The organism is Palleronia pelagia (assembly GCF_900110115.1).
Lineage (GTDB): Bacteria > Pseudomonadota > Alphaproteobacteria > Rhodobacterales > Rhodobacteraceae > Palleronia > Palleronia pelagia.
In genome coordinates this window covers 651,678-674,231 of record NZ_FOCM01000001.1, presented here as the reverse complement: position 1 = coordinate 674,231, position 22,554 = coordinate 651,678, and the positions used below count along the sequence as shown (strand labels likewise).

24 protein-coding genes and 1 tRNA gene are annotated in these 22,554 nt (G+C 66.0%); 6 read left to right on the top strand and 19 right to left on the bottom strand.

The window, feature by feature from the left end; all coding sequences use genetic code 11:
* Positions 1-462: 462 nt before the first annotated feature.
* The 4 genes from BMX96_RS19745 to BMX96_RS03260 form a co-directional block, all read right to left on the bottom strand.
* Positions 463-1,449, bottom strand: a complete 987-nt coding sequence (locus tag BMX96_RS19745; RefSeq protein ID WP_214606824.1) for an ATP-binding cassette domain-containing protein — start codon at positions 1,447-1,449, stop codon at positions 463-465.
* Positions 1,442-2,104, bottom strand: a complete 663-nt coding sequence (gene modB, locus BMX96_RS03270; protein WP_091844206.1) for a molybdate ABC transporter permease subunit — start codon at positions 2,102-2,104, stop codon at positions 1,442-1,444. The genes BMX96_RS19745 and modB overlap by 8 nt, the downstream gene beginning before the upstream one ends.
* Positions 2,101-2,838, bottom strand: coding sequence for a molybdate ABC transporter substrate-binding protein (gene modA, locus BMX96_RS03265; protein ID WP_091844204.1), 738 nt, complete (start codon positions 2,836-2,838; stop codon positions 2,101-2,103). Before modA ends, modB begins: the two co-directional genes overlap by 4 nt.
* A 59-nt stretch (positions 2,839-2,897) precedes the next feature.
* A tRNA-Arg gene (locus BMX96_RS03260) sits at positions 2,898-2,974 on the bottom strand.
* Between the two features lie 182 nt (positions 2,975-3,156).
* Between BMX96_RS03260 and BMX96_RS03255 the strand changes: the two genes are divergently transcribed.
* On the top strand, positions 3,157-4,623 hold the full coding sequence (locus BMX96_RS03255; protein WP_091844201.1) for a peroxidase family protein: 1,467 nt from the start codon (positions 3,157-3,159) through the stop codon (positions 4,621-4,623).
* Positions 4,624-4,660: 37 nt separating this feature from the next.
* On the opposite strand, the gene BMX96_RS03250 is transcribed toward BMX96_RS03255, so the two are convergent.
* The 11 genes from BMX96_RS03250 to iscR form a co-directional block, all read right to left on the bottom strand.
* Positions 4,661-5,881, bottom strand: coding sequence for a cysteine desulfurase (locus tag BMX96_RS03250; protein WP_091844198.1), 1,221 nt, complete (start codon positions 5,879-5,881; stop codon positions 4,661-4,663).
* Positions 5,882-5,891: 10 nt separating this feature from the next.
* Positions 5,892-6,497, bottom strand: a complete 606-nt coding sequence (locus tag BMX96_RS03245; protein ID WP_091844195.1) for a Yip1 family protein — start codon at positions 6,495-6,497, stop codon at positions 5,892-5,894.
* A complete protein-coding gene (locus BMX96_RS03240; protein WP_073125853.1) occupies positions 6,494-6,991 on the bottom strand; it encodes a YIP1 family protein in 498 nt (165 codons plus the stop codon). The genes BMX96_RS03245 and BMX96_RS03240 overlap by 4 nt, the downstream gene beginning before the upstream one ends.
* 4 nt (positions 6,992-6,995) lie before the next feature.
* On the bottom strand, positions 6,996-8,294 hold the full coding sequence (locus BMX96_RS03235) for a SufB/SufD family protein (protein WP_091844193.1): 1,299 nt from the start codon (positions 8,292-8,294) through the stop codon (positions 6,996-6,998).
* Positions 8,294-9,049, bottom strand: coding sequence for a Fe-S cluster assembly ATPase SufC (sufC, locus tag BMX96_RS03230; protein WP_091844391.1), 756 nt, complete (start codon positions 9,047-9,049; stop codon positions 8,294-8,296). Before sufC ends, BMX96_RS03235 begins: the two co-directional genes overlap by 1 nt.
* Before the next feature lie 139 nt (positions 9,050-9,188).
* Complete coding sequence (locus BMX96_RS03225; protein ID WP_091844191.1) at positions 9,189-10,070, bottom strand: FkbM family methyltransferase; 882 nt, start codon at positions 10,068-10,070, stop codon at positions 9,189-9,191.
* Between the two features lies 1 nt (position 10,071).
* The gene (locus BMX96_RS03220; protein WP_091844188.1) at positions 10,072-10,281 is read right to left on the bottom strand and encodes a hypothetical protein; all 210 of its coding nucleotides are present in this window, start codon (positions 10,279-10,281) and stop codon (positions 10,072-10,074) included.
* A 19-nt stretch (positions 10,282-10,300) separates the two neighbouring features.
* Entirely contained in the window at positions 10,301-10,807 is a 507-nt protein-coding gene (locus BMX96_RS03215; RefSeq protein WP_139209936.1) for a hypothetical protein, read from the bottom strand.
* A 90-nt stretch (positions 10,808-10,897) separates the two neighbouring features.
* Positions 10,898-12,430, bottom strand: coding sequence for a Fe-S cluster assembly protein SufB (gene sufB, locus BMX96_RS03210; protein WP_091844390.1), 1,533 nt, complete (start codon positions 12,428-12,430; stop codon positions 10,898-10,900).
* Positions 12,431-12,454: 24 nt separating this feature from the next.
* Positions 12,455-13,501 carry a cysteine desulfurase family protein gene (locus tag BMX96_RS03205; protein ID WP_091844183.1) on the bottom strand — a complete coding sequence of 349 codons (1,047 nt, stop codon included), beginning with the start codon at positions 13,499-13,501 and terminating at the stop codon, positions 12,455-12,457.
* 78 nt (positions 13,502-13,579) lie between these two features.
* Positions 13,580-14,041 carry a Fe-S cluster assembly transcriptional regulator IscR gene (iscR, locus tag BMX96_RS03200; protein WP_091844180.1) on the bottom strand — a complete coding sequence of 154 codons (462 nt, stop codon included), beginning with the start codon at positions 14,039-14,041 and terminating at the stop codon, positions 13,580-13,582.
* A 167-nt stretch (positions 14,042-14,208) separates the two neighbouring features.
* On the opposite strand from iscR, the gene BMX96_RS03195 reads away from it, so the two are divergent.
* On the top strand, positions 14,209-14,862 hold the full coding sequence (locus BMX96_RS03195) for an alpha/beta hydrolase (RefSeq protein WP_073125837.1): 654 nt from the start codon (positions 14,209-14,211) through the stop codon (positions 14,860-14,862).
* A gap of 25 nt (positions 14,863-14,887) precedes the next feature.
* Here the strand turns inward: BMX96_RS03195 and BMX96_RS03190 are convergent, their stop codons facing one another.
* From BMX96_RS03190 to BMX96_RS03180, 3 genes are all read right to left on the bottom strand, one after another.
* On the bottom strand, positions 14,888-15,220 hold the full coding sequence (locus tag BMX96_RS03190) for a DMT family transporter (RefSeq protein WP_073126497.1): 333 nt from the start codon (positions 15,218-15,220) through the stop codon (positions 14,888-14,890).
* A 34-nt stretch (positions 15,221-15,254) separates the two neighbouring features.
* Complete coding sequence (locus BMX96_RS03185; RefSeq protein WP_091844178.1) at positions 15,255-15,848, bottom strand: NAD(P)H-dependent oxidoreductase; 594 nt, start codon at positions 15,846-15,848, stop codon at positions 15,255-15,257.
* Positions 15,849-15,981: 133 nt separating this feature from the next.
* Positions 15,982-16,140, bottom strand: coding sequence for a YqaE/Pmp3 family membrane protein (locus BMX96_RS03180; RefSeq protein ID WP_073125833.1), 159 nt, complete (start codon positions 16,138-16,140; stop codon positions 15,982-15,984).
* Positions 16,141-16,283: 143 nt separating this feature from the next.
* Here BMX96_RS03180 and BMX96_RS03175 point away from each other — a divergent pair, with 143 nt between their 5' ends.
* From BMX96_RS03175 to typA, 4 genes are all read left to right on the top strand, one after another.
* The gene (locus BMX96_RS03175; RefSeq protein ID WP_091844176.1) at positions 16,284-18,461 is read left to right on the top strand and encodes an NADP-dependent isocitrate dehydrogenase; all 2,178 of its coding nucleotides are present in this window, start codon (positions 16,284-16,286) and stop codon (positions 18,459-18,461) included.
* A gap of 180 nt (positions 18,462-18,641) precedes the next feature.
* Positions 18,642-19,247, top strand: a complete 606-nt coding sequence (locus BMX96_RS03170; RefSeq protein WP_091844174.1) for a YitT family protein — start codon at positions 18,642-18,644, stop codon at positions 19,245-19,247.
* A 65-nt stretch (positions 19,248-19,312) separates the two neighbouring features.
* Entirely contained in the window at positions 19,313-20,182 is an 870-nt protein-coding gene (locus BMX96_RS03165) for a mechanosensitive ion channel family protein (protein WP_091844389.1), read from the top strand.
* Between the two features lie 128 nt (positions 20,183-20,310).
* Positions 20,311-22,131, top strand: a complete 1,821-nt coding sequence (gene typA, locus BMX96_RS03160; RefSeq protein ID WP_091844172.1) for a translational GTPase TypA — start codon at positions 20,311-20,313, stop codon at positions 22,129-22,131.
* 134 nt (positions 22,132-22,265) lie between these two features.
* On the opposite strand, the gene BMX96_RS03155 is transcribed toward typA, so the two are convergent.
* Positions 22,266-22,553, bottom strand: a complete 288-nt coding sequence (locus BMX96_RS03155; RefSeq protein WP_091844170.1) for a DUF1330 domain-containing protein — start codon at positions 22,551-22,553, stop codon at positions 22,266-22,268.
* Between the last annotated feature and the right edge of the window lies 1 nt (position 22,554).

Genomic DNA, 22,554 nt, shown 5'->3' with positions numbered 1-22,554 from the left:
CTCAAGCCTGCCCACATGCCGGACGCCCCCCAGCGCCCCATCGGTTTCCCGACGCTTTCGTTTTACCAGATTGCTCCGAACCTCATAGCCAAAAGAGGCGGAAACCTGTCGTCACCGTCGGCAACGGCTCCAGAATTCGGCAACCGTGGCACCCGGAGCTCCACGACGGATTGTTCGACAATCGAGGCGGCATTCCGGCTAAGTCATACAAAAATCGTCTAAAAAACCCCGAGAATATTGAGGATCGGTCGTGCAATGCCGACAATGCCGCGCGGCGGACGGCGCATTGTTTCCGTCGGACCCACGCTCCCGAGCGGGAAATCCGGTCAGAATCGTGGCCGAAATGTGGCGTCGGCGGGTCCTGCGAATTGTTGATTTTGCGCGGACGAAGTCCATGGCAGCCGCCGACTGTTCGCGGAACGTGGAGGAATGTTGTTCACGGAACGTGGCGGAATGATCGAATCAGCAGCGCCCGTTGACCATACGGAAGATCGGAGTCTGCAAGGCAATAGCGCAGGGATCGCCCGTCCGGAGCCTTTCTGCCGCAGCCTCCGGCAGGGGCCAGTCGATCCGCGCGCCCTCGATCTCGACCGTTGCGGACGCGGCCGTCAAGGCGACGACCCGCGCCGGAATGACGGCCGGCGCGTCGGTCACGTGCGGACCCGGTCCGGCCAGGAAAGTCGCCCGTCCCGGCGCGACGACCAAGCCCCACGGCTCATCCTCGTCGGCGGCGAAGGGCATGGGCACCCCCTGCCCTGCAACCCACAGCCGGGCACCGGCCGCATCCCTTTCGACCCGGCCGGGGATCAGTGCCGTGTCCATTGCCGTTTCGCGGATCTGCCCGCGCGCGATGCGCAGTTGCCGGTCGGCCAGTGCCAGGCTTTCATTGGTGTCATGGGTCACGAACAACGTGGGACATCCGGCCGACCGGATTGCACGGGCCAGATAGGGCAGGATGTCGCGCTTGCGTCCCGGGTCGAGACCGGCCAGCGGTTCGTCCAACAGCAGCAACCGCGGACGCGCGGCGAGCGTGCGCGCCAGGGCCACGCGCCGCGCCTCGCCCCCCGACAAAGTGTCCGGCGCCCGCTCCACCAGTGGACCCACGTCCAGCGCCTGGACCACGCGCTCCACCTCGGCCCCGGTCGTGCCGGCACGTCGGGCACCAAAGGCGATGTTCTCGGCCACGCTCAGATGCGGGAACAGCATCGCGCCCTGGAACACCAGGCCGACGCCGCGCCGATGGGCCGGAAGCGGATCCAGCCGGTCGCCGTTCAGCATGAAGGGGCCTGCGGCAGGCAGCACTCCGGCCAGCGCCCGCAGTAGCGATGTCTTGCCGGCCCCCGACGCCCCAACAAGCGCGGTCACCCCGTGCGACGGCAGATCGGCCGCCAGCCGCAGCTCGAGTCCCGGATGCCGGATGGTCAGGTCAAAAGACAGCCCGTCAGACACGCCAGCGGCTCCGACCCACGCCGTAGACAAGCACCAGCACCGCGAAGCTGCTGACCAGCAATCCCGCCGACAGGATATGCGCGGTGCGGTAGTCCAGCGTTTCAACCGCCGAGTAGATCTCGACCGAGATCACGCGCGTGCTGCCGGGGATATTCCCGCCCACCATCAATACGACGCCGAATTCCCCCAGCGTGTGGGCGAAGCTCAGAACCCCCGCCGTGAGCACGCCACGCCGGGCCAGCGGCAGCGCCACGCTGCGGAAGGCGTCGAAGGGCGCGGCGCCCAGCGTCGCGGCGGCCTGCATCATGCCGCTGGGCAGCCCGGCGAAGGCGGTTTGCAACGGCTGCACCGCGAAGGGCAGTGAATAGAGGCATGAGGCAACGACAAGCCCCGCGAAATTGAAGGTCAGCGTGTCGCCGGTCAGACGCAGCCAGAAACCGCCAAGCGGGGCATCGGGGCTCATGAGCAGCAGAAGGTAGAAGCCAAGGACCGTCGGAGGCAGCACCAGCGGCAGCGCGGTCAGGGCCTCGATCAACGGTTTCAGCCGGTTGCGCGTGTTGGCCAGCCACCACGCCAGCGGCAGTGATACCGCCAGCAGGATCAGGGTGGTCACGGCCGACAGCCGCAGCGACAGCCAGACCGCGTCCCAGATCATCGCGCGGGAACGTCGTAGCCGTGATCGGCGAGGATCGCATCGGCCGTCTCGGAATCGAGCCACGCCCAGAAGCGCGCTGCGACCGGCGTGTCGGCAGCGGAAGCAAGCCATACCGCATCCTGTGCGATGGGGGCGTGCAAGTCGGTCGCGACCGGGATAGCGGTCACATCGCGTCGGGTCTGTAGATCCGGCAGCAGCGACGCCGCCAACAGGCCGTAGTCGGCATTGCCGGTGGACAGCCAGACCGCAACTTGTCCCACGTTCTCGGCGAGAAGCGGTTGGACTCCGTCGAGACCCAGCCCCCAGGCATCGAGCGTCTCGACCGCCGCCGCGCCATAGGGCGCAAGCGCGGGATCGGCCAGCGCGATTCTTTGACCCCGCAGAAGATCGGCGGGCGCGCCGTGCGCATCGATCCCCTCGGGCGCCACCAGCACCAGCCGCCCCAGAGCGTAGGGCTTGCTGGCGCGGCCAAGCCCCTCGCGCATGAGCCGCTCGGGCCGTGCGCTGTCGGCGGACAGGAAAATGTCGAACGGCGCGCCCCGGGTGATCTGGACATAGAGCTTGCCGGTGGCGCCGTGTGCGATGCTGACCGCCTCGCCCGTCTCATCCGTGAACGCGCGCGCCAGGGCCTCGGCTGCCGGAAGCGCATTCGCCGCGACCGCCAGACGAACGGTGTCGGCCAGCGCCGTGACCGGCTGGGCCAGAAGCCAAATGATCAGAAAAAACCGCGCCATGGCCCGGTTAAGCCCGAGCACTGCCGGGGATGCAATAGCGACGAAAGGGCGTGGGAGAATGGCGGACCATAGAGGATTCGAACCTCTGGCCTCTGCCTTCGGAGGGCAGCGCTCTATCCAGCTGAGCTAATGGTCCTTGGCGCCTTCCCTAACCGGGTCGGGCTGCTTCGACAACTGCAAAACGCCGCAAGCAGGGCGGGAGTGTACGGAGCAGTGGAAATCGCTCCGCGGTCATGCTACAACCTCGGCGTGCGATATTTTGTCGCCGACATTTAACGATTGCATTTTTTCTCCTCATTCAAATTAAAGGAAATTCTCATGACGAATATGGCTCACGGGCTCTCCCGGCTCGATACGTTTCTTCGCGACTGCCTGGGCGGCCACGGCACCAACGCGGCGCCGCTTCCCCAGACCTTCGGTTACCTGTTCCACGAAAACCCCGTCACCGGGAACCTGACCAAGAAAGCGATCGTGGACGGCTTCGACGCATTGGTCGAAACCATGCGGGTCGATCAGGTCGAGAACGGCCCCGCCGATGCGGGCATGACCTTCTTCGGGCAATTCATCGACCATGACATCACGCTGGATGCGACCAGCGCCATCGGACAGCGGATCGACCCGCGCTCGGTCCGCAACGTGCGAACGCCGAACCTGGATCTGGACTGCGTCTATGGCGACGGACCCGAGGCCAGCCCCTATCTCTACTCTCACGACCCCGAGGGCTTCATGCTTCTCGGCCGGCCCGACAGCCCCTACGATCTGGCGCGCAACTGCCACGGACGGGCCCTGATCGGCGATCCGCGCAACGACGAGAACATCATCGTCAGTCAGATTCAGGCAGCTTTCGTCATGCTGCACAACATCCTGATGACCATGGTGACCGAAGGCGGCGCGGCCAAGGGCGACGTTCACGCCTGCGCGCAGATGGGCGTCCGGCGCGACGTCTGGCACGAGGTCATCCCCAAGGACATGGCCGGCTTCGAAGAGGTGCGCCGCTTCATTCGGCTGCACTATCAATGGTTGGTGCTGAAGGATTTCCTGCCAAGCTTCGTCGAGCAAAGCGTGATCGATTCGGTCCTGGCCCACGATCCGTTCCACGATCTCGGCCCGATCATGCCCGCCGAGTTCTCGGTCGCGGCCTATCGGTTCGGCCACGCGACGGTGCAGGCGAAATACGACCTCAGCGACTCCAAGACGGGCGTGGACCTGTTCACGATGGAAGGCTTCGGCCCGCGCGATGCGGACCACGACCTGGAGATGGCCCGGTTCTTCGGCGCCGGGGCGCAAAAGGCACTGCCCGTCGGCGTGAAGATGGCCAAGACCCTGTTCGAGTTGCCGGACTCGGTCGTGTCGAAACCGCTGATGTGGGGGGACTACGAGATCCCGGTGAAGCAGGCCAAGAAACTTGCGCTGCGCAACATCCTGCGCGACCGCACCGCCATGCATCTCGTGTCAGGGCAGCAGGCCGCCGCGCATCTGGGGCTGGACGTGATACCGGCGCCCGAGGCGCTCCAGGATCACCACATCGACAAGACGCCGTTGTGGTTCTACTGCCTGCAAGAGGCCTCGACCTTCGGCGCCGGCAAGCTGACGGGTGTCGGCGGCCGCATCGTCGCCTCGGTTCTGATCCGCGCGATGAAACTCGACCCCGAAAGCGTCCTGAACCTGCAAGGATTCCAGCCGTGGTCAGGCTTCGGCGATCATTTCTCGATGGCGTCGCTCATGCAGTTCGTCGAGGCCCATCGCGACGATGTCGCCCATCGCGAGGATCTTTACTGCCATTGATCGCTTGGCGGCCCGGGCTCAGGTCCGGGCCGCTTCGTCACGCGAACAGATCGTGGCACAGCTCCAGCCCGTCGACCAACGCATCCACATCGGCGCGCGTGTTGTAGACGGCGAAGCTTGCCCGGGTGGTCGCGGCGACGCCCAGGTGATCCATCAGCGGGCCGCAGCAATGCTGGCCCGCGCGCACCGCAATCCCGCGCTTGTCCAGAACGGTCGAGATGTCGTGCGGATGCGCCGCGCCGTCCAGCGTGAACGAGAAGATCGCGCCCTTGCCCGGCGCGGTGCCCTGCACGTTGACCCAGTTGAGCCCCGCGAGCCGCGACTGGGTATAGTCGCGCAGATCCGCCTCGTGCGCCGCAATGGCGTCCAAGCCTAGGTTGGTCATCCAGTCCAGCGCGGCGCCCAGCCCGATCTGCTGCACGATGCCCGGCGTGCCTGCCTCGAACTTCATCGGCGCGTCGTTGTAGTCGATCCCGTCGCGGCGCACCTCGCGGATCATGTCACCGCCGCCCATGAAGGGTCGCATCTCGGCCATGCGGTCGGGGTGCACGTAGATCCCGCCGGACCCCGATGGCCCGTAAAGCTTGTGGCCGGTCACCGCGTAGAAGTCGCAGCCGATGTCGCTCACGTCCACCGGCATGTGGACCGCCGCCTGGCTGCCATCGATCAGGCTGGCGATCCCACGCTCGCGCGCCGCTCGGCAGATGGCTTTCACGTCCACCACCGTGCCCAGCACGTTCGACATGTGGGTCATCGCCACCAGCCGGGTCTTCGGCCCCATGGCGTCGATCACCGCTTGCGGGTCCAGCGACCCGTCGGCCGCCGGCTCGATCCACTTGATGACCGCGCCCTGCCGTTCGCGCAGGAAATGCCACGGCACGATGTTGGCGTGGTGCTCCATCACCGACAGGATCATCTCGTCACCCGGCTCGAACCGCGGCATCGCCCAGGCATAGGCGATCATGTTGATGCCCTCGGTCGTGCCGGTGTTCATCACGATGCTGTCTTCGGACGCGGCGTTCAGGAACCGGGCGAGCTTGCCGCGCACGGACTCGTAATTCTCGGTCGAGATCGTGCTGAGCGTGTGCAGCCCGCGATGCACGTTCGCGTAGTCCTCGGCATAGGCGCGCGTGATCGTGTCGATCACCACCTGCGGCTTCTGCGCCGACGCGCCACTGTCGAGATAGACCAGCGGCTTGCCGTTGATCTGCCGCGACATGATGGGAAACTCGGCGCGGATCGCGTCAACATCGAACATGGAATACCTCCTACCGCGGGACAGTTATGCCCACCAGCGTCAGCAAGAAAGAGAGGCCAAGTGCCACACCCACCATGACGAACAGGATCATGCCGAACACCCGGCCGAGGCTGGTAAAGCCGTGAAGCTCGGCGATGAAATTCGTCAGCAGCCAGAAGAACAGGACCATGCCCAGAAGCGTCAGGGCGGATCCCAGCACGGGCAATGCCAGCAGAAGCAGCATCTGCAACAGCTGCACACCGACCATCATGACCTGGAGCCATGTGACCGCCAGGATCGCGCCTTCGAAGCTGCCGGTGCCCTTGAACTTCTTGCCGACCCAATCGATCAGGAACACCGACACCACCAGGACGGCGAACTGGATAAGCCCCACCATCAGCGGCGAAAGGGTGATGATTTCCTCGGGCGGCACCTGTTCGCTGCCCGTGACCTGGACGACGAAGAAGGCGTTCACGGTCACCGAAAGGATCAGCGACAGCACCGCGACCAGCGTGAGAGCCTGCCACAGCACTTCGCGCGGCAGACCCATCTCGAGCAGCGCGCGGAAGGTCGGGCGCGGCGCGCGCAGGGTACTGACCACGAGCTGACCCAGCGTGGCGGGAGACATCAGGTTCATGCGGTTCTCCCGAACTCGAACGTGTAGAGCCCGGCGAGCCACAGCACCAGGAACGCCACCAGCGCCACGATGCCGGTCAGGTCGAGCGCAGGTCCCGGGCCGATGAAGCCCGCGACCAAACCCCAGAGCAGCCACAGCGGCGCGGCCGCGAGCAACCCCCAGAACAGGGCCATCCGCGACTCGAGCCAGCTGGCCCGGCCACCGAAGACCCGCGCGACCAGGTGGCTGATCGCCGCCAGGCCGTACATCGCCAGCGGCGCGATGAAGAGCCACCCCAGAAGCGCGCCGCCCAGAAGCATGTTCAGCTCCTGCCCCGACAGATGCGCCTCGCGCGACAGGCGAGGCCACTGCGCCACGAAGATCAGGGCACAGGCCAGCATCAGCGTGACCAGCGCCCGCGCCTCGCCCCGGCCGTCGCCACTGCCGTGAAGACGGCGGCGCAGCACCGGGCCGGGGCCACGATAGCTGGCCAGGATGTCTCCGGTCAGGGCCACCCGGTCAGACCGCGTGCCGGCCCAGCCAGGCGGCGAGACGTTCGTTCAGCTCGTCGGCCAGCGTCTCGTCCTCGATCTCCTGCAAGGCCTCGGCCAGGAAGGACAGGACGAGAAGATCCTCGGCGCGCGGCTTCGGCACCCCGCGCGAGCGGAGGTAGAACAGAGCATCCTCGTCGATGGCCCCGGTGGTGGAGCCGTGCGAGCAGGCCACGTCGTCGGCATAGATCTCGAGCTCGGGCTTGGCCAGGAACTGGCTGTCGTCGTCCAGCAGCAGCGATTGGCTGATCTGGTAGCCGTCGGTCTTCTGCGCGTCCTTCTTAACCAGGATCTTGCCCTGGAAGACGCCCACGGCCCCGTTCTTCAGCACCTTCTTGAACACCTGGCGGCTTTCGCAACGCAGCGCGTCATGGGTGACGAAGACGGTGTCGTCGTGGTGGACCGGGTCGGTCTTGCCGTCACCGATCGCTGCGCCCGCCACATGGGCCACGGCGTCGTCGCCGGTGAAGCTGACGATCTGCTCGTTGCGGCTGAGCGCGCCGTTCAGCGACAGGGTGAAGCTTTTGTACGTCGACCGCGCGCCCAGCCTGGCGAAGGCATGGGTGTTGGTGCGGCGGTCGTGGTTGCGGCCCTGGTCGCGGACATGGTGCAGCGTGGCGTCCTCGGCCACGTCGACCTCCATGACCGTGTTGCAGCGGGCGCCGGGCGCGCCGACTTCCAGCAGCGTCAGTTCGGTATCGGCGTGCAGACGCACCAGGTGATGCAGGACCGGGTCGCTGTCGTCCCGCTCGTGCAAATAACGGATCAGGATCGGCGTCTCGACCTTGTCGGTCACGTCGATGATCAGGCCATCGGTGGCGAAAGCGGTATTCAGCGCGGCTAGCGGGCGCTGGACCGGCGTCTGTCCTTCAAGCTCCAGCTTGCCGTAAAGCCCCGAGGCCCAGTCGATGTCGTTGTCCTGCGACACGGCCAGGCGCGTGATCGAGACACCCGCGGGCAGGTCGCTGTCCGAGGCGTCGGCGTCGAACACGCCATCGCGGAACACGAGCGTGCAGGCGCCCTTGTCCGAGAAGACGGGGCTTTCGTCGCTTTCGTCCATGGGCGCCGCCGCCGGGGGCTCGGGGGCGATCAGGTCCTTCGGGCGGGTGAAGCGCCAGTATTCGTCACGGGGCTGCGGCAGGCCCATCTGCACCAGTCGCTCGGCCGCGTCCTGGCGCGCCGCCAGGCTCCAGCCGCCGCTGACGGGGATCTCCAGATCGGCGAGCCGTGCGTCGGTCGCGTCCTGTTTTGCCTTGGGAAGGGCCATTACGCACCCTCCGCCAGCAGGTCGCCATAGCCGTTCTTCTCGACTTCCAGAGCAAGCTCGGGCCCGCCGGTCTTCACGATGCGACCGTCGGACATGATGTGCACGACGTCCGGCTGGATGTGGTCCAGAAGGCGCTGGTAATGGGTGATGACAAGGAAGGCCCGGCCTTCGTCCCGCAGCGCGTTCACGCCCTGGGCCACCAGCTTCATGGCATCCACGTCGAGACCCGAGTCGGTCTCGTCCAGGATGCACATCTTGGGCTCGAGCATGGCCATCTGCAGGATCTCGTTGCGCTTCTTCTCGCCACCCGAAAAGCCCACGTTGACCGGGCGTTTCAGCATGTCGGCGTCGATCTGCAGGTCCTTCGCCTTGGCGCGCACCATCTTCAGGAAATCGGCCGAGCTGACCTCGGGCTCGCCGCGTGCCTTGCGCTGGGCGTTCAGGGCCGTGCGCAGGAAGGTCATGTTGCCCACGCCGGGGATCTCGACGGGGTACTGGAACGCCAGGAACATGCCGGCGGCGGCGCGCTCCTCGGGGTCCATGTCCAGGATGTCCTCGCCTTCCAGGGTCGCGCTGCCGTCCGTCACCTCGTAGCCGTCGCGGCCCGACAGCACGTAGCTGAGCGTCGATTTGCCGGACCCGTTCGGACCCATGATCGCGTGCACCTTGCCCGTCTCGACGGTCAGGTCCACGCCCTTGAGGATCTTCTTGTTTTCCTCTTCCAGCTCAACATGCAGGTTCTTGATCTCAAGCATCGTCATCATCTTCCTTCGTCTGCGGCGGCGCTCGCGCCGCGGTGTTTTCCGGCGGGCCCGCGAGGGTCCCGCGTCTTGGGGGCGTCCTAGCAAGGACGCGCGCGGGCCGAAAGGCACCGCGAAATCTTGTGCCCGGCTCTCAGGCTGCCTGGTCGGGCAACCGGTCCACGTAGCTCTGGGCCGCGTTACCGTCGATGGATCCGCGCGCCACCAGCAGGTCGAGGCAGCGCACGGCAAGGTCGAAACTTTCCAGCACCGCGTCCGACAGGATCGCCAGGTGCTTCAACTGTTCATCCGGCACCGCGTCGGGTTCCATGATGTCGCGGACAAATGCGGCATCTCCGTCAATCAACTGGTTGCCGTGACGCCGCTTGTGAAGGCCGGTATTCATGCCGCCCCTCAATGACAGGGCCTTCAGGTGCAGGAATTTGTGCAGCATAAGCCCCGCCGCGCGCAGGGCCGCCATCTGCGCGTCCAGCAACGGCTGATCCTCGTAGATGGGCAAGAATCCCACTTCGGTGATCACGACCGACGTTTCGCGCAGCCGGTTGGCCGCGCCCTCGAACACAAGCAACTCACCGCCCTGCACGTCGATCTTCAGCAGATCGAACGCGTCTGGTTCGGCCAAGTCGTCCAGCCGCACGGTGTCGACATCCACCCGCTGCTCGACCGTGGCCGGTTTCGACATTCGTTGCAGGTAGCGGTGGGTGCTCGCGGCCGGCTCAAGCAGCGACGTCAGCGACGGCATCCGGCACACTTTCAAGGTGCGGCGCGCCCCGTCGCCGACGGCGTGCGGCAGGTAGGTCTCGTTCTCGCGGCTTTCCAACCGGGCAAAGGCCGTCCGGTCCGGTTCGAACCCCCAGACGTGGCAGCCGCCCATGTCGCGCAGATTGGCGTAGGGATTGTCATTGATCGGGTTGGCGCCGACCTCGACCACGCGGGTCGGCCGCGCAGGCGACAGGACGGCGATCAGGTCGCCGACGCGGTCCGCGTCGAAATGCCGTTGCGCCGTCGCAGCCATGTCAGCGCCGGCGCCGATCGCGCAGGAAGGCGAAGGCCACGACCCAGCCGACAGCTGCCGACACGAGGGCGGCGATGACGACGCGCGACAGACCGCCCGCCATCCACCACGACGCGGACAGGAACAGCCCCATGACGGTGGCGACGCCAATAATGACGCTCGCGATCCAACGTTTCGATTCGGGGACGCGGATTCGATCGAGACCGCTCATGAAGCGGCCCCGGAAACGATTAGAGAGAGGCTTGCAGGTAAGTGCCCGTTTCGACCAGCAGGTCGAACTTCAGAGGCAAGTCGGCCCCAGGCGTGTAGAGAGCCGTCCAAAGCTCGGGCGCCGCCTGGGCCAAGTGGGTCTCGCCCATAAGCATCGCGAGGAAGCCAGTGGCGATCGCAATCTGAAGCGCCGGCTTGTCCAGCTTCAGCGCGATCATGGCGAGCACTGCCAGTATCCCGCCGAAGCCCACGCCGCCCAGCAAAAGAAGGCTCGAGGCAAGCAGATGATCCAAGTTGCCGATGAACGGGTCGATCCGAACCGCAAGCACGTTGCCCGCAAGCAACGTCACCGCGCCGATAATCGTGCCGACGAGCACGCGCACCGGCGTGACCGCAGCGGCGATTTTCGGAAGAGAGAGTTGCGCCCCGCCCTCGGGCAAAGCCGACAGCTGACGGGACATCGTACCCGCAGCACCGGACCTGATGACCGCCAGTCGTTCTTCGAAAGACTTGTTGCGCGTCGCCACCTGAACCCTCATTCGCTGTCGACCCTGACCTTTTAGACAGGATTGACACTGATTCCCGACTGAGGCGAAAAGATGGCGGCCGTACGGAAATCATCCGACGGACCCCTCCAAACTGATCGCGACAAGCTGCTGAGCTTCCATGGCAAATTCCATGGGCAGCGCCTGTAGGACCTCCTTGCAGAATCCGTTCACGATCAGGGCCACGGCCTCTTCCTCGTCCAGCCCGCGGCTCTGGCAGTAGAACATCTGGTCATCGTCGACCTTCGACGTCGTCGCCTCGTGCTCGACCCGGGACGAGTTGTTCTTGACCTCGATATAGGGAACCGTGTGCGCGCCACAATCTCCGCCGATCAGCAAGCTGTCGCATTGCGTGTAATTTCGGCTGTTCTTGGCCTTCGGGTGCATGGAAACGAGGCCGCGATAGGTGTTCTGCGCGTGGCCCGCGCTGATCCCCTTGCTGACGATCCGCGACCGGGTGTTCTTGCCCAGGTGCACCATCTTGGTGCCGGTATCGGCCTGCTGCCAGTTGTTGGTGATGGCGATCGAGTAGAACTCGCCCTGGCTGTCGTCGCCGCGCAGGATGCAGGACGGGTATTTCCACGTCAGCGCCGAGCCGGTTTCCACCTGGGTCCAGCTGACCTTCGACCGCGCACCGCGGCAATCGGCACGCTTGGTGACGAAGTTGTAGATGCCGCCCTTGCCGTTCTCGTCGCCCGGATACCAGTTCTGGACGGTCGAATACTTCACCTCGGCATCGTCCAGCGCCACGATCTCCACCACGGCCGCGTGCAGCTGGTTGGTGTCGCGCATGGGGGCGGTGCAGCCTTCCAGGTAGCTGACATAGCTGCCTTCATCGGCGATGATCAGCGTCCGCTCGAACTGGCCCGTGTTCTCGGCATTGATGCGGAAATAGGTGCTCAGTTCCATCGGGCAGCGGGTGCCCGGCGGGATGTAGACGAAGGACCCGTCGCTGAAGACGGCCGAGTTCAGGGTCGCGAAATAGTTGTCCTGCGTCGGCACGACGCTGGCCAGGTACTTCTTCACCAGCTCGGGATGCTCGCGGATGGCCTCCGAAATCGAGCAGAAGATCACGCCCGCCTTCTCGAGCTCCTTCTTGAAGGTCGTGCCCACCGAAACCGAGTCGAAGACCGCATCGACGGCGACCCTGCGCTCGCCGTCCTTGGCCTCGGCCGGAGCCTCGTCGGCGCCCTCGACACCGGCCAGGACCATCTGCTCCTTCAGCGGGATACCCAGCTTTTCATAGGTTTCCAACAGCTTGGGGTCGACGTCGTCCAGCGACTTGGGCGTCTCCTTCATCGAGGCCGGCTTGGCGTAGTAATACTGCTCCTGGTAGTCGACGGGCGCATAACGCAGCATCGACCAGTCGGGCTCTTCCATCTTCTGCCAGCGGGCGAAGGCTTCCAGGCGGAAATCCAGCATCCACTGCGGCTCTTCGTTGCGCTCCGAGATCAGGCGCACGATGTCTTCCGTCAGGCCCTTGGGCGCGAAATCCATCTCGATCTCGGTGTTCCAGCCGTGCTTGTAGGTGCCCGACAGCTGGGCCACGGCATCGACCGTTTCCTGGTCGACGCCTTCCTTGGCCTTGTCCTGCAACGTGGTCATCTCGGTCATCGTGATCTCTCCTTCTCAGGCGGCGCGCGCCCGGTATTTCTGGTGGGCGGCGCTCCATGCATCGACGAAGCGCGCCATGTCATCCTCTGTCGTGTCCGGCCCGATCGAGACGCGCAGGGCCGATCCGGCCGCCGTCGCATCGAACCCCATGGCCGCCAGCGTCCCGCTGCCGCGCAGCTTTCCGCTGGAACAGGCCGATCCCGCGCTGACCGCGATTCCGGCCAGGTCCATCTGCATGACCTGCGTCTCGCCCTTCCAGCCGGGAGTGACGAGGCAGGTTGTGCCGGGCAGTCGCTGCGCCCCCTGTCCCACGAATGTGGTGTGCGGGGCCGCATTGTCCAAGGCCGATTCCAGCGCGTCACGCCGACGCGCCACGTCGTCCCAGAGACCCGCGGCCAGGTCCCGCGCGGTCGCCTCGGCCGCGGCGCCGAAACCCGCGATGGCCGGCACGTTCTCCGTGCCCGACCGGCGCCCCATCTCCTGCCCGCCGCCGCGGATCTGCGCGGCCAGGTCGAGCCCGCGCCGCAGCACTAGCGCGCCGATTCCCTTTGGCCCGCCGATCTTGTGGGCCGAGACGAAGGCCATGTCGGCCCCCGACCAGTCGAAGGCGAAGGGCAGCTTGCCGAAGATCTGCGTCGCGTCGACGACCGCGATCCCCTCGGCCAGGTCCTGCACGATCCCGGTTTCGGAATTGGCGGCCTGCAGCGCGCTGCGCGCCGGATCGGTCACCTTCACCGCGCCCTGAGAATCCACGGCCAGAGAAGGGTCGCACCAGGCCAGCACCGCCTCGTGCTCGACCGGCGCACAAACCAGGCCGCGCCCCGCGCAGGCTAGCGCCGCCGCCTCGGTCGCGCCCGAGGTGAACACAACGTCGGCCGCCATGGCGCCCAGGGCCTCGGCCACCTGCGCGCGGGCCCGCTCGACCATGGCACGGGCCGCGCGACCCTCGGCGTGAATCGCCGACGGATTGCCCGCCTGCCCCAGCGCCGCGACCATCGCCTCCCGCGCCTCGGTGCGCAGCGGCGCGCTCGCGTTCCAGTCGAGATAGCTGCGGTCGCTCACGCCGGCACCCGCTTCATCTTTCCCCGAATACCTCGGGGAGCCGCGCAGCGGCGGGGCAGCGCCCCATATGGCGCGCGATCAGGTCTCATCCACGACCTCGAACAGGGTCGGGACCGCCGGACAGGGTGCAAGGCTGTTGTCGACCACGTCCGACAGGCGCGTCTGGTGCAGGAAGACGTAAACATGGGCGCTCAGCCCTTCCCACAGCCGGTTGTTCAGCGATTGCGCCTTCGTGCCAGAGGTGCCGCCGGACACGCCCGCGCCCAGGTGCATGGCGCTGACCGTCTCGTCCACGGCGCCCAAAACGTCCGCAACCCGGATCTCGGAGGCCGGGCGGGCAAGCCTGTAGCCGCCGCCGGGCCCGCGCACCGATTCCACCAGCTTGGCGCGGCGCAACTTGACGAAGAGCTGCTCCATGTAGGCCAGCGAGATCTTCTGTCGGCGGCTGAGTTCGGCCAGCGACACCAGTGCCCCGTCGCCCTGCAAGGCAAGATCGCTCAGTGCGACCATCGCGTAACGCCCCTTGGTGCTCAGCTTCATACGATCCTCAAACGCCCGTGACAGTTGACGTTCTGACGAACGCCCTCTACCTGCTGACAGACTTGGCGACAGGCCCGGCCCGGCGCCAATTTAGAACGTTTCTAAGGTGGCAGACGCTTTCCGTCAACTAAGCCCGGCCCACCGCAGACAAGAAAGATCGTGCGCCCATGCCCGAGGTTATTTTTCCCGGCCCCGAAGGTCGCCTGGAAGGTCGCTATCACCCGCAAAAGGTCCGCGACGCGCCCATCGCCATCGTGCTGCACCCGCATCCGCAATTCGGCGGAACGATGAACAACCGGGTGGTCTACAACCTGCACTACGCGTTCCTGAACCTCGGCTTCACGGTCCTGCGCTTCAACTTCCGTGGCGTGGGCCGCAGCCAGGGCGAATACGACCAGGGCGTGGGCGAGCTGTCGGATGCCGCCGCGGCGCTGGATTATCTTCAGAGCATGAACAGCAACGCCAAGCATTGCTGGGTCGCGGGCTTCAGCTTCGGGGCTTGGATCGGCATGCAGCTGCTGATGCGGCGGCCCGAAATCACCGGCTTCGTGTCCGTCAGCCCGCCGGCCAACATGTACGATTTCAGCTTTCTCGCCCCCTGCCCCAGCTCGGGCCTGATCATCAACGGCGCGAACGACCGCGTGGCCCCGCCGAAGGACACTCACACACTTGTCGGCAAGCTGCACGAGCAGAAGGGCATCACGATCACCCACGAGGAGGTCGAGGGCGCCGGCCACTTCTTCGAGGATCCGCACATGGAGCCGATGATCGGCACGGTGCAGGATTACGTGAAGCGGCGGCTGACCGAGAACTCGCGCTGATCGACGGCCGGGCCGCCCGGCCCGGTTAGTGCAGGGTGTCGGAAAACACGTTGATCACGACGACACCCGCCAGGATCAGGGCGAGCCCCGCCAGGGCGGGGGCGTCCAGGACCTGGCCCTGCCAGATCCAGGCGACCAGCGTGATCAGCACGATGCCGACGCCCGCCCAGATCGCGTAGATGATCCCGGTGGGCATCACCCGGATCGGGATCGACAGGCAGTAGAACGACCCCACGTACCCGACCACGCAGAGAATGCTGGGCAGCAGCCGGGAAAAGCTGTTGGACCGCGCGAGCGCCGTGGTCGCCATCACTTCGAGCACGATGGCGGTCATCAGGAACAGGTAGGCGCGCGTCATCGCCGCGCGCCCTGTCGTGCGGTCCGTGCCGGCATCAGCCCACCAGCTTGGCGGTAATCTCGACCAGCCGCCGAGCCTGGAACGAGACGGACCGGCGATGCACGTCCTCGAACTCGCCCGCGGCCTTCGAGAAGCCGTAGGGGTTGCCGTTGTCCTCGAATTTCACACCGTCGGTATAGCCCGGCGCGACGATGATCGTGCCCCAGTGCATCGCGGTGGTGTAGAGCGACTGGAGCGTCATCTCCTGCCCGCCGTTCGGCGTGTTGGACGAGGTCGTGGCGGTGAAGGTCTTGTTTGCCATGGCGCCTTTCTGCCACAGCCCGCCCAGCGTGTCGAAAAACACGCGCACCTGGCTGGCCACCACGCCGAACCGGGTGGGTGCCGACACGAAATAGCCGTCCGCCCATTCCATGTCGTCGGGCGAGACCTCGGGGATGTCCTGCATCTTCTCAAGCTGCGCCTTCCAGGCGTCTTGTCCCTCGACGACCTCTTTCGGGGCCGTCTCGGCGAAGCGGCGCAGCCGCACGTCGGCGCCCGCCTCTTTCGCGGCCTCGGCGGCGGTCTGCGCGACCGTGTGGTTGGTGCCGTAGGTTGAATAGAACAGGATCAGGATCTTCGGTGTGCTCATGGGAATGCTCCTTGGTTCGAGCCGTCTGCTCGGTCGATGTCATGCGACATAGATCGGGTCTGCCGGCCCGGTGTCATCCTTCGCCGATGAACATCGCCTGTGCGAATGGGCGCGACAGTGAGCAGATGGGCCCCTAGCGCTTGATGATGATCCAAAGCGCGTGGACGATGCCGGGGATGTAGCCCAGGATCGTCAGCAGGATGTTGATCCAGAAATGCTTGCCCAGCCCTTCCTGCAGGAACACGCCCAGGGGCGGCAGGATGATGGCGATGATGATGCGAATGATATCCATGTGTCTCTCCTTCCCCGCCAAGACGTGTGGCGGGCCGATCCGTTCCGGATCGCGTCGGTATACATCCGCATACAATTATTTTCTTTCAGCGCGCCGCCGTTTGGTCTAAGACCGGCGCAAATCCAGATTTCAGCGAGGATCCCATGTCTACGACCCCGGATATCGTCTATACCACCGTCGACGAGGCGCCCGAACTGGCCTCGGCCTCCCTTCTGCCCATCGTCCGCCGTTTCGCGCTGGCCGCGGGCATTTCCATCGACACCAAGGACATCTCGCTCGCCGGGCGGATCCTGGCGGCCTTCACCGACCATCCCGACGACCTGGCCTGGCTGGGCGACTGGGTGAAGACGCCCGAGGCGAACGTCATCAAGCTGCCCAACATCTCGGCCTCGGTGCCGCAGCTGGACGCGGCCATCAAGGAATTGCAGGCCCAGGGGTTCGATATCCCCGACTATCCCTACGATCCGCAGACCGACGCCGAGAAGGCCGCGCGCGCCAAGTACGACACGATCAAGGGCTCGGCCGTGAACCCCGTCCTGCGCGAAGGCAACTCCGACCGCCGCGCGGCCCCGGCCGTGAAGAAATTCGCCCAGAACAACCCGCACTGCATGGGCGACTGGTCCAGCGACAGCAAGACGCGCGTGGCCTCGATGGAGGACGGCGACTTCTTCTCGAACGAGGCATCGGCCACGCTGGACGGTGCCGCGACCGCCAAGATCGTGCTCGAGACGGCCAATGGCGAGACGGTGCTGAAGGACGGCGTCAGCTACCCCGCCGGAACCGTGGTCGACGCCACCTACATGAGCGCCGACAAGCTCGACGCGTTCCTCATGGACGAGATCGAGAAGACCAAGGCCGACGGCACGCTGTTCTCGCTGCACATGAAGGCCACGATGATGAAGGTCTCGGACCCGATCATCTTCGGCCACGCGGTGAAGGCCTGGCTGAAGCCGGTCTTCGACAAGCACGGCGCCAAGCTGGACGAGCTTGGGGTCGACCCGAACGGCGGCCTTGGCGCCCTGCTGGCCAAGGTCGAGGGCCACGACGAGATCATGGCCGATATCGAGGCCGTCCGCGCGGAACGTCCGCCCATGTACATGGTCAACTCGGACAAGGGCATCACCAACCTGCACGTGCCCTCGGACGTCATCATCGACGCGTCCATGCCCGCGCTGATCCGGGACGGCGGCAAGGGCTGGGGCGCGGATAACGGCCAGCACGACACCACCTGCGTCATCCCCGACAGCTCCTATGCGCCGGTCTACGACGAGACGATCAAGTTCTTCAAAGAGAACGGGAAACTCGACCCGGCCACCGCCGGCACGGTGCAGAATATCGGCCTGATGGCGCAGAAGGCCGAGGAATACGGCTCGCACCCGACAACGTTCGAGATCCCCGAGGCCGGCACCGTGAAGATGGTGCTGGAGGACGGCACCGTCCTGCACAGCCACACCGTCGGCAAGGGCGACATCTGGCGCGCGGCCTCGGCCCGCAAGGCGCCGATCGAGGACTGGGTGAACCTGGCCATCGACCGCCAGCGCGCCACCGGCTACCGCGCCATCTTCTGGCTGGACGAGAACCGCGCCCACGACCGCGAGCTGATCGCCTACGTCAAGCCGATCCTCGAAGCCAAGGGCGTGGCCGACAAGTTCGAGATCATGGCCCCGCGCGAGGCGACGCGCGCCTCGCTCGAGACGATCACCAAGGGCGACAGCACCATCGCCATCACCGGCAACGTGCTGCGTGACTACCTGACGGACCTGTTCCCGATCCTCGAGCTCGCCACCAGCGCCAAGATGCTGTCCATCGTCAAGCTGATGCAGGGCGGCGGCCTGTTCGAGACGGGCGCCGGCGGCTCTGCGCCCAAGCACGTGCAGCAGCTGGTCGAACAGAACCACCTGCGCTGGGACTCGCTCGGCGAATTCTGCGCGCTGGCCGAAAGCTTCAAGTTCTTCGGCGAGGCCCGCGACAACGCCCGCGCCCGCATCCTGGGCGAAGCGGTCGAAACCGCCACGCAGGGCATCCTCGACCACGACCGGTCGCCCTCGCGCAAGGTGGGCGAGCCCGACAACCGCGACAGCCACTACTGGTTCGCGCGGTACTGGGCCGAGGCACTGGCGTCGCAGTCCGACGACACCGACCTGGCCGCCGAGTTCAAGCCCATCGCCGCGGCGCTGGCCGAGAACGAGGACAAGATCGTGTCGGAACTGGCCGCGGCCCAGGGCCAGCCGGCCGAGATCGGTGGCTACTACCACCCCGACGCCGACAAGCGCGCGGCGGTGATGCGGCCCTCGAGCACGCTGAACGAGATCATCGGCTGAGATCGAGCCGATCACGGGGCGCCCGGCCAACGGGCGCCCCTTCACCGATACGCGCCCCCGCGCGCGACCAACGGCCTTGTCTGCCCGTTTCCAAGGCATCCGCACAGGAATCGCGCCCGCATCCCGCGAAACCGCGCCGATTGGCCTTGATCCCGCGGCGTCCCGGGAAAACTGTCCCCCATGTCGGATGAACACCTGAAGCACACAGCGCTGGAAGACGCCCAAGGCCTCGGGCTGGGCGTCTTCCTGTGCTCGGTCGGCATTCACGTGCTGACGCACCTGGGCCTCGTCACGGGTCAGACCGCCGGGCTGGCCGTGATCCTGTCCTACGTCACGGGCTGGAGCTTCGGCGCCGTCTTCTTCGTGGTGAACCTGCCCTTCTACGCGCTGGCATGGCAGCGGCTGGGGCGGACCTTCACCCTGAAATCCCTGGGCTCGGTGACGGTGCTGTCCATCCTGACCGAGCTCATGCCCATGGGCTTCCGGATCGAGTATGTGCAGCCCGCGCTGGGCGCCGTCCTGTTCGGCGCGCTGACCGGTCTGGGGCTGCTGGCCATGTTCCGCCACGGCGGCAGCCTGGGCGGGATCGGCGTCGTGGCGCTTTACGTGCAGGACACCACGGGGTTTCGCGCGGGCTATGTCCAGCTGATCTTCGACGCGGTGCTGTTCTCGGTCGCCGCCTTGCTTTTCCCGCTGTCCATCGTCGCGCTGTCGCTGCTGGGCGCCGTGGTTCTGAACCTCATCATCGCTGTCAATCACCGCCGGGACCGCTACGTCGCCACCTGAGGTAACGAGAGCGGCACGGTATGTGGGATCTGATGATCGCGGCCTGGGAGGTCTTCCCCGAGCCCATGCGCAACCAGATCGAGGGGTTCGGCACCGCGTTCTGGCGCGTCCTGCCGCAGCTGGTGGCGGCGCTCGTTTTCGTGGCGGTCATGTGGATCGTGATCCGGCTGGTGCAATGGATCGTGCCGCGGTCACTGAAGAAAGCGCGGATGCGCCGCGCCCTGCGCGACGTGGTGATCATGCTGCTGACGGTGGGGCTGTGGCTGTTCACGGCCCTGATCGCCATCACCATCGCCTTTCCCACGGTGACCCCCGGACGTGCGCTGGCGGCGCTCGGAGTTGGTGGTGTCGCCATCGGTTTCGCCTTCAAGGACGTGTTCGAAAATTTCCTCGCCGGCATCCTGCTGCTGATCCGCGAGCCGTTCTCGGTCGAAGATTACATCGAATGCGAAGGCATCGACGGCCAGGTGGAGAACATCACCATCCGCGACACCCATGTGCGCCAGACGGACGGACAGCTGGTCGTGGCGCCCAACGCCATGTTCTTCAAAAACCCGGTCACCATCCGCACCTCGACCGGCCTGCGCCGCACGACCGTGATCTGCGGCGTGGCCTATGGGGAAGACGTGGATCACTGCCGCACGGTCATCACGGCGGCGGTGCGCGAGGTCGACTCGGTCCGCGATGACGTGCGCGACGTGCAGATCTTCGCCCAGGAATTCGCCGACAGTTCGATCAATTTCGAGATCACGTGGTGGACCGGATCCAAGCCCGTGGATATCCGCCGGTCCCGCGACAAGGTGGTCGCCGCGGTGAAACGCGCGCTGGACGATGCGGGCATCGAGATCCCGTTCCCCTACCAGACGCTGACCTTCAAGGAGCCGCTGACGATCCTGCAACAGACGAAGGACGGCGACTGGACCGAGCCGGGCTGAGCTTTTCGCGCTATCTGGCCGGCAATTCCGCGTTTCCTCGCCGCGCCGCGGCGGAAGTGCTGGTCAAGGACGCGCGCGGGCTGTAAGGCGCGGCCAACCCCTGTTACCTGTCCGTAAAGGCAATCCCCATGGATCTGCGCAACATCGCCATCATCGCCCACGTCGACCACGGCAAGACCACGCTGGTGGACGAGCTGCTCAAGCAATCGGGCGCCTTCCGTGAAAACCAGGCCGTGGCCGAGCGCGCCATGGACAGCAACGACCTGGAGCGCGAGCGCGGCATCACCATCCTGGCCAAGAACACCTCGGTCGAGTGGAAGGGCGCGCGCATCAACATCGTCGACACCCCCGGCCACGCCGATTTCGGCGGCGAGGTCGAACGGATCCTGTCGATGGTCGATGGCGTGGTCCTGCTTGTCGATGCCGCCGAGGGCCCCATGCCGCAGACCAAGTTCGTGACCTCGAAAGCGCTGGCGCTGGGCCTGCGCCCCATCGTGGTGCTGAACAAGGTCGACAAGCCCGACGCCGAGCCCGACCGCGCGCTGGACGAGGTGTTCGACCTTTTCGCCGCGCTGGATGCCGACGAGGATCAATTGGATTTTCCCCATCTCTATGCGTCTGGCCGCAGCGGCTGGTGCGACCACGAGCTAGACGGGCCGCGCAAGAACCTCGACGCCCTGTTCAACCTCGTCGTGCGCCACGTGCCGCCGCCCAAGCAGCAGAAGCACGCGGATGAAGACTTCACCATGCTTGCCACCACCCTGTCGGCCGACCCGTTCCTGGGCCGCCTGCTGACGGGCCGGATCGAGACTGGCCGCATCAAGGCGGGCGCAACGATCAAGGCGCTGTCGAGGGCAAGCCAGCAGATCGAGCAGTTCCGCGTCAGCCGCATCCGTGCGTTCCGCGGGCTGGATTACACCGATATCGACGAAGGCGTGGCGGGCGACATCGTCACCCTTTCGGGCATGGCCAAGGCCACCGTCGCCGACACGCTCTGCGCGCTGGCCGTTGACGTGCCGCTGGACGCGCAGCCCATCGACCCACCCACCATCACCGTGACCTTCGGCATTAACGACAGCCCGCTGGCAGGCCGTGATGGCAAGAAGGTGCAAAGCCGCGTGATCCGCGAGCGCCTGATGAAAGAGGCCGAGCAGAACGTCGCCATCAAGGTCGCCGATACACCCGGTGGCGAGGCGTTCGAGGTCTCGGGCCGGGGCGAATTGCAGATGGGCGTGCTCATCGAGAACATGCGCCGCGAGGGCTTCGAGCTGTCGATCTCGCGCCCGCGCGTGGTCATGCGCGATATCGACGGCGTCACCCACGAGCCGGTGGAAGAAGCGACCGTCGACGTGGACGACGAGTATTCCGGTGCCGTGATCGAAAAGCTGACGGGCGCCCGCAAGGGCGAGCTTGTCGAGATGAAGCAATCCGGCGCGGGCAAGACCCGGATCGTCGCGCGCGTGCCGTCGCGCGGGCTGATCGGCTACCACGGCGAATTCTTGACCGACACGCGCGGCACCGGCGTGCTGAACCGCGTGTTCCACGCCTGGGAGCCGCACAAGGGCCCGATCCCGGGCCGTCGCGCCGGCGTGCTGATCTCGATGGAGAACGGCCAGTCGGTGGCCTACGCGCTGTGGAACCTCGAGGATCGCGGCCATTTCTTCATCGGCGCGCAGGAGGACGTCTACACGGGCATGATCCTGGGCGAGCACAATCGCGAGAACGATCTCGAGATCAACCCGCTGAAGGGCAAGAAGCTGACCAACGTCCGCGCCTCGGGCACCGACGAGGCGGTGCGCCTGACCACGCCCGTCACCCTGACGCTGGAACAGGCCATCGCCTATATCGACGATGACGAACTGGTCGAGGTCACGCCCAACGCGATCCGACTGCGCAAGCGCTTCCTTGATCCGCACGAGCGCAAGCGGCAGGCCAAGGCCGCGGGCTGAGCCGGTTGGAGCGAGGGGCGCTGCCCCTCGCGCTCCCCGAGGTATTTCGGGAAAGATGAAGCAAGAAAGGGGGACGAGGCGTTTGAATCTCGTCCCCCTTTTTCATGTCTGGCGGAAGCGTTGGGCGCGGCGCCCTATTCGTCGATATCGACGATGGAGAGCTCGCGCTCGGCCGCGCCCTTGGCGTAGGACATGGCCTCCTGGTAGGCATCCGAGCGATAGCACGCCTCGGCCGCCTCGACCGAGGGGAAGCGGGCGACCACGTTGCGCGGGCGATCGGGCCCTTCCAGCTGCACGTAGCGGCCCCCACGGGCGATGAAGACGCCGCCATGCTCGGCGATGGCGGTCGTCGCCCGCCTGGCGTACTCACCATAGGCGGCGTCGTCGCTGACCTTCACGTGGGCGATCCAGAGTGCGGGCATC

Excerpts from the sequence above, each read along its gene's own strand:
- BMX96_RS03180 (WP_073125833.1), bottom strand. The coding sequence starts at position 16,140 with ATGGATATCATTCGCATCATCATCGCCATCATCCTGCCGCCCCTGGGC.
- BMX96_RS03165 (WP_091844389.1), top strand. The coding sequence starts at position 19,313 with ATGCGCAACCAGATCGAGGGGTTCGGCACCGCGTTCTGGCGCGTCCTG.
- BMX96_RS03195 (WP_073125837.1), top strand. The coding sequence starts at position 14,209 with ATGCCCGAGGTTATTTTTCCCGGCCCCGAAGGTCGCCTGGAAGGTCGC.
- BMX96_RS03245 (WP_091844195.1), bottom strand. The coding sequence starts at position 6,497 with ATGAACCTGATGTCTCCCGCCACGCTGGGTCAGCTCGTGGTCAGTACC.
- sufB (WP_091844390.1), bottom strand. The coding sequence starts at position 12,430 with ATGACCACGTTGCAGGACAAGGCCAAGGAAGGCGTCGACCAGGAAACG.
- modA (WP_091844204.1), bottom strand. The coding sequence starts at position 2,838 with ATGGCGCGGTTTTTTCTGATCATTTGGCTTCTGGCCCAGCCGGTCACG.
- BMX96_RS03255 (WP_091844201.1), top strand. The coding sequence starts at position 3,157 with ATGACGAATATGGCTCACGGGCTCTCCCGGCTCGATACGTTTCTTCGC.
- modB (WP_091844206.1), bottom strand. The coding sequence starts at position 2,104 with ATGATCTGGGACGCGGTCTGGCTGTCGCTGCGGCTGTCGGCCGTGACC.
- BMX96_RS03155 (WP_091844170.1), bottom strand. The coding sequence starts at position 22,553 with ATGCCCGCACTCTGGATCGCCCACGTGAAGGTCAGCGACGACGCCGCC.
- BMX96_RS03190 (WP_073126497.1), bottom strand. The coding sequence starts at position 15,220 with ATGACGCGCGCCTACCTGTTCCTGATGACCGCCATCGTGCTCGAAGTG.
- BMX96_RS03225 (WP_091844191.1), bottom strand. The coding sequence starts at position 10,070 with ATGGCTGCGACGGCGCAACGGCATTTCGACGCGGACCGCGTCGGCGAC.
- BMX96_RS03220 (WP_091844188.1), bottom strand. The coding sequence starts at position 10,281 with ATGAGCGGTCTCGATCGAATCCGCGTCCCCGAATCGAAACGTTGGATC.
- typA (WP_091844172.1), top strand. The coding sequence starts at position 20,311 with ATGGATCTGCGCAACATCGCCATCATCGCCCACGTCGACCACGGCAAG.
- BMX96_RS03170 (WP_091844174.1), top strand. The coding sequence starts at position 18,642 with ATGTCGGATGAACACCTGAAGCACACAGCGCTGGAAGACGCCCAAGGC.
- iscR (WP_091844180.1), bottom strand. The coding sequence starts at position 14,041 with ATGAAGCTGAGCACCAAGGGGCGTTACGCGATGGTCGCACTGAGCGAT.
- BMX96_RS03185 (WP_091844178.1), bottom strand. The coding sequence starts at position 15,848 with ATGAGCACACCGAAGATCCTGATCCTGTTCTATTCAACCTACGGCACC.
- BMX96_RS03175 (WP_091844176.1), top strand. The coding sequence starts at position 16,284 with ATGTCTACGACCCCGGATATCGTCTATACCACCGTCGACGAGGCGCCC.
- sufC (WP_091844391.1), bottom strand. The coding sequence starts at position 9,049 with ATGCTTGAGATCAAGAACCTGCATGTTGAGCTGGAAGAGGAAAACAAG.
- BMX96_RS03250 (WP_091844198.1), bottom strand. The coding sequence starts at position 5,881 with ATGTTCGATGTTGACGCGATCCGCGCCGAGTTTCCCATCATGTCGCGG.
- BMX96_RS03235 (WP_091844193.1), bottom strand. The coding sequence starts at position 8,294 with ATGGCCCTTCCCAAGGCAAAACAGGACGCGACCGACGCACGGCTCGCC.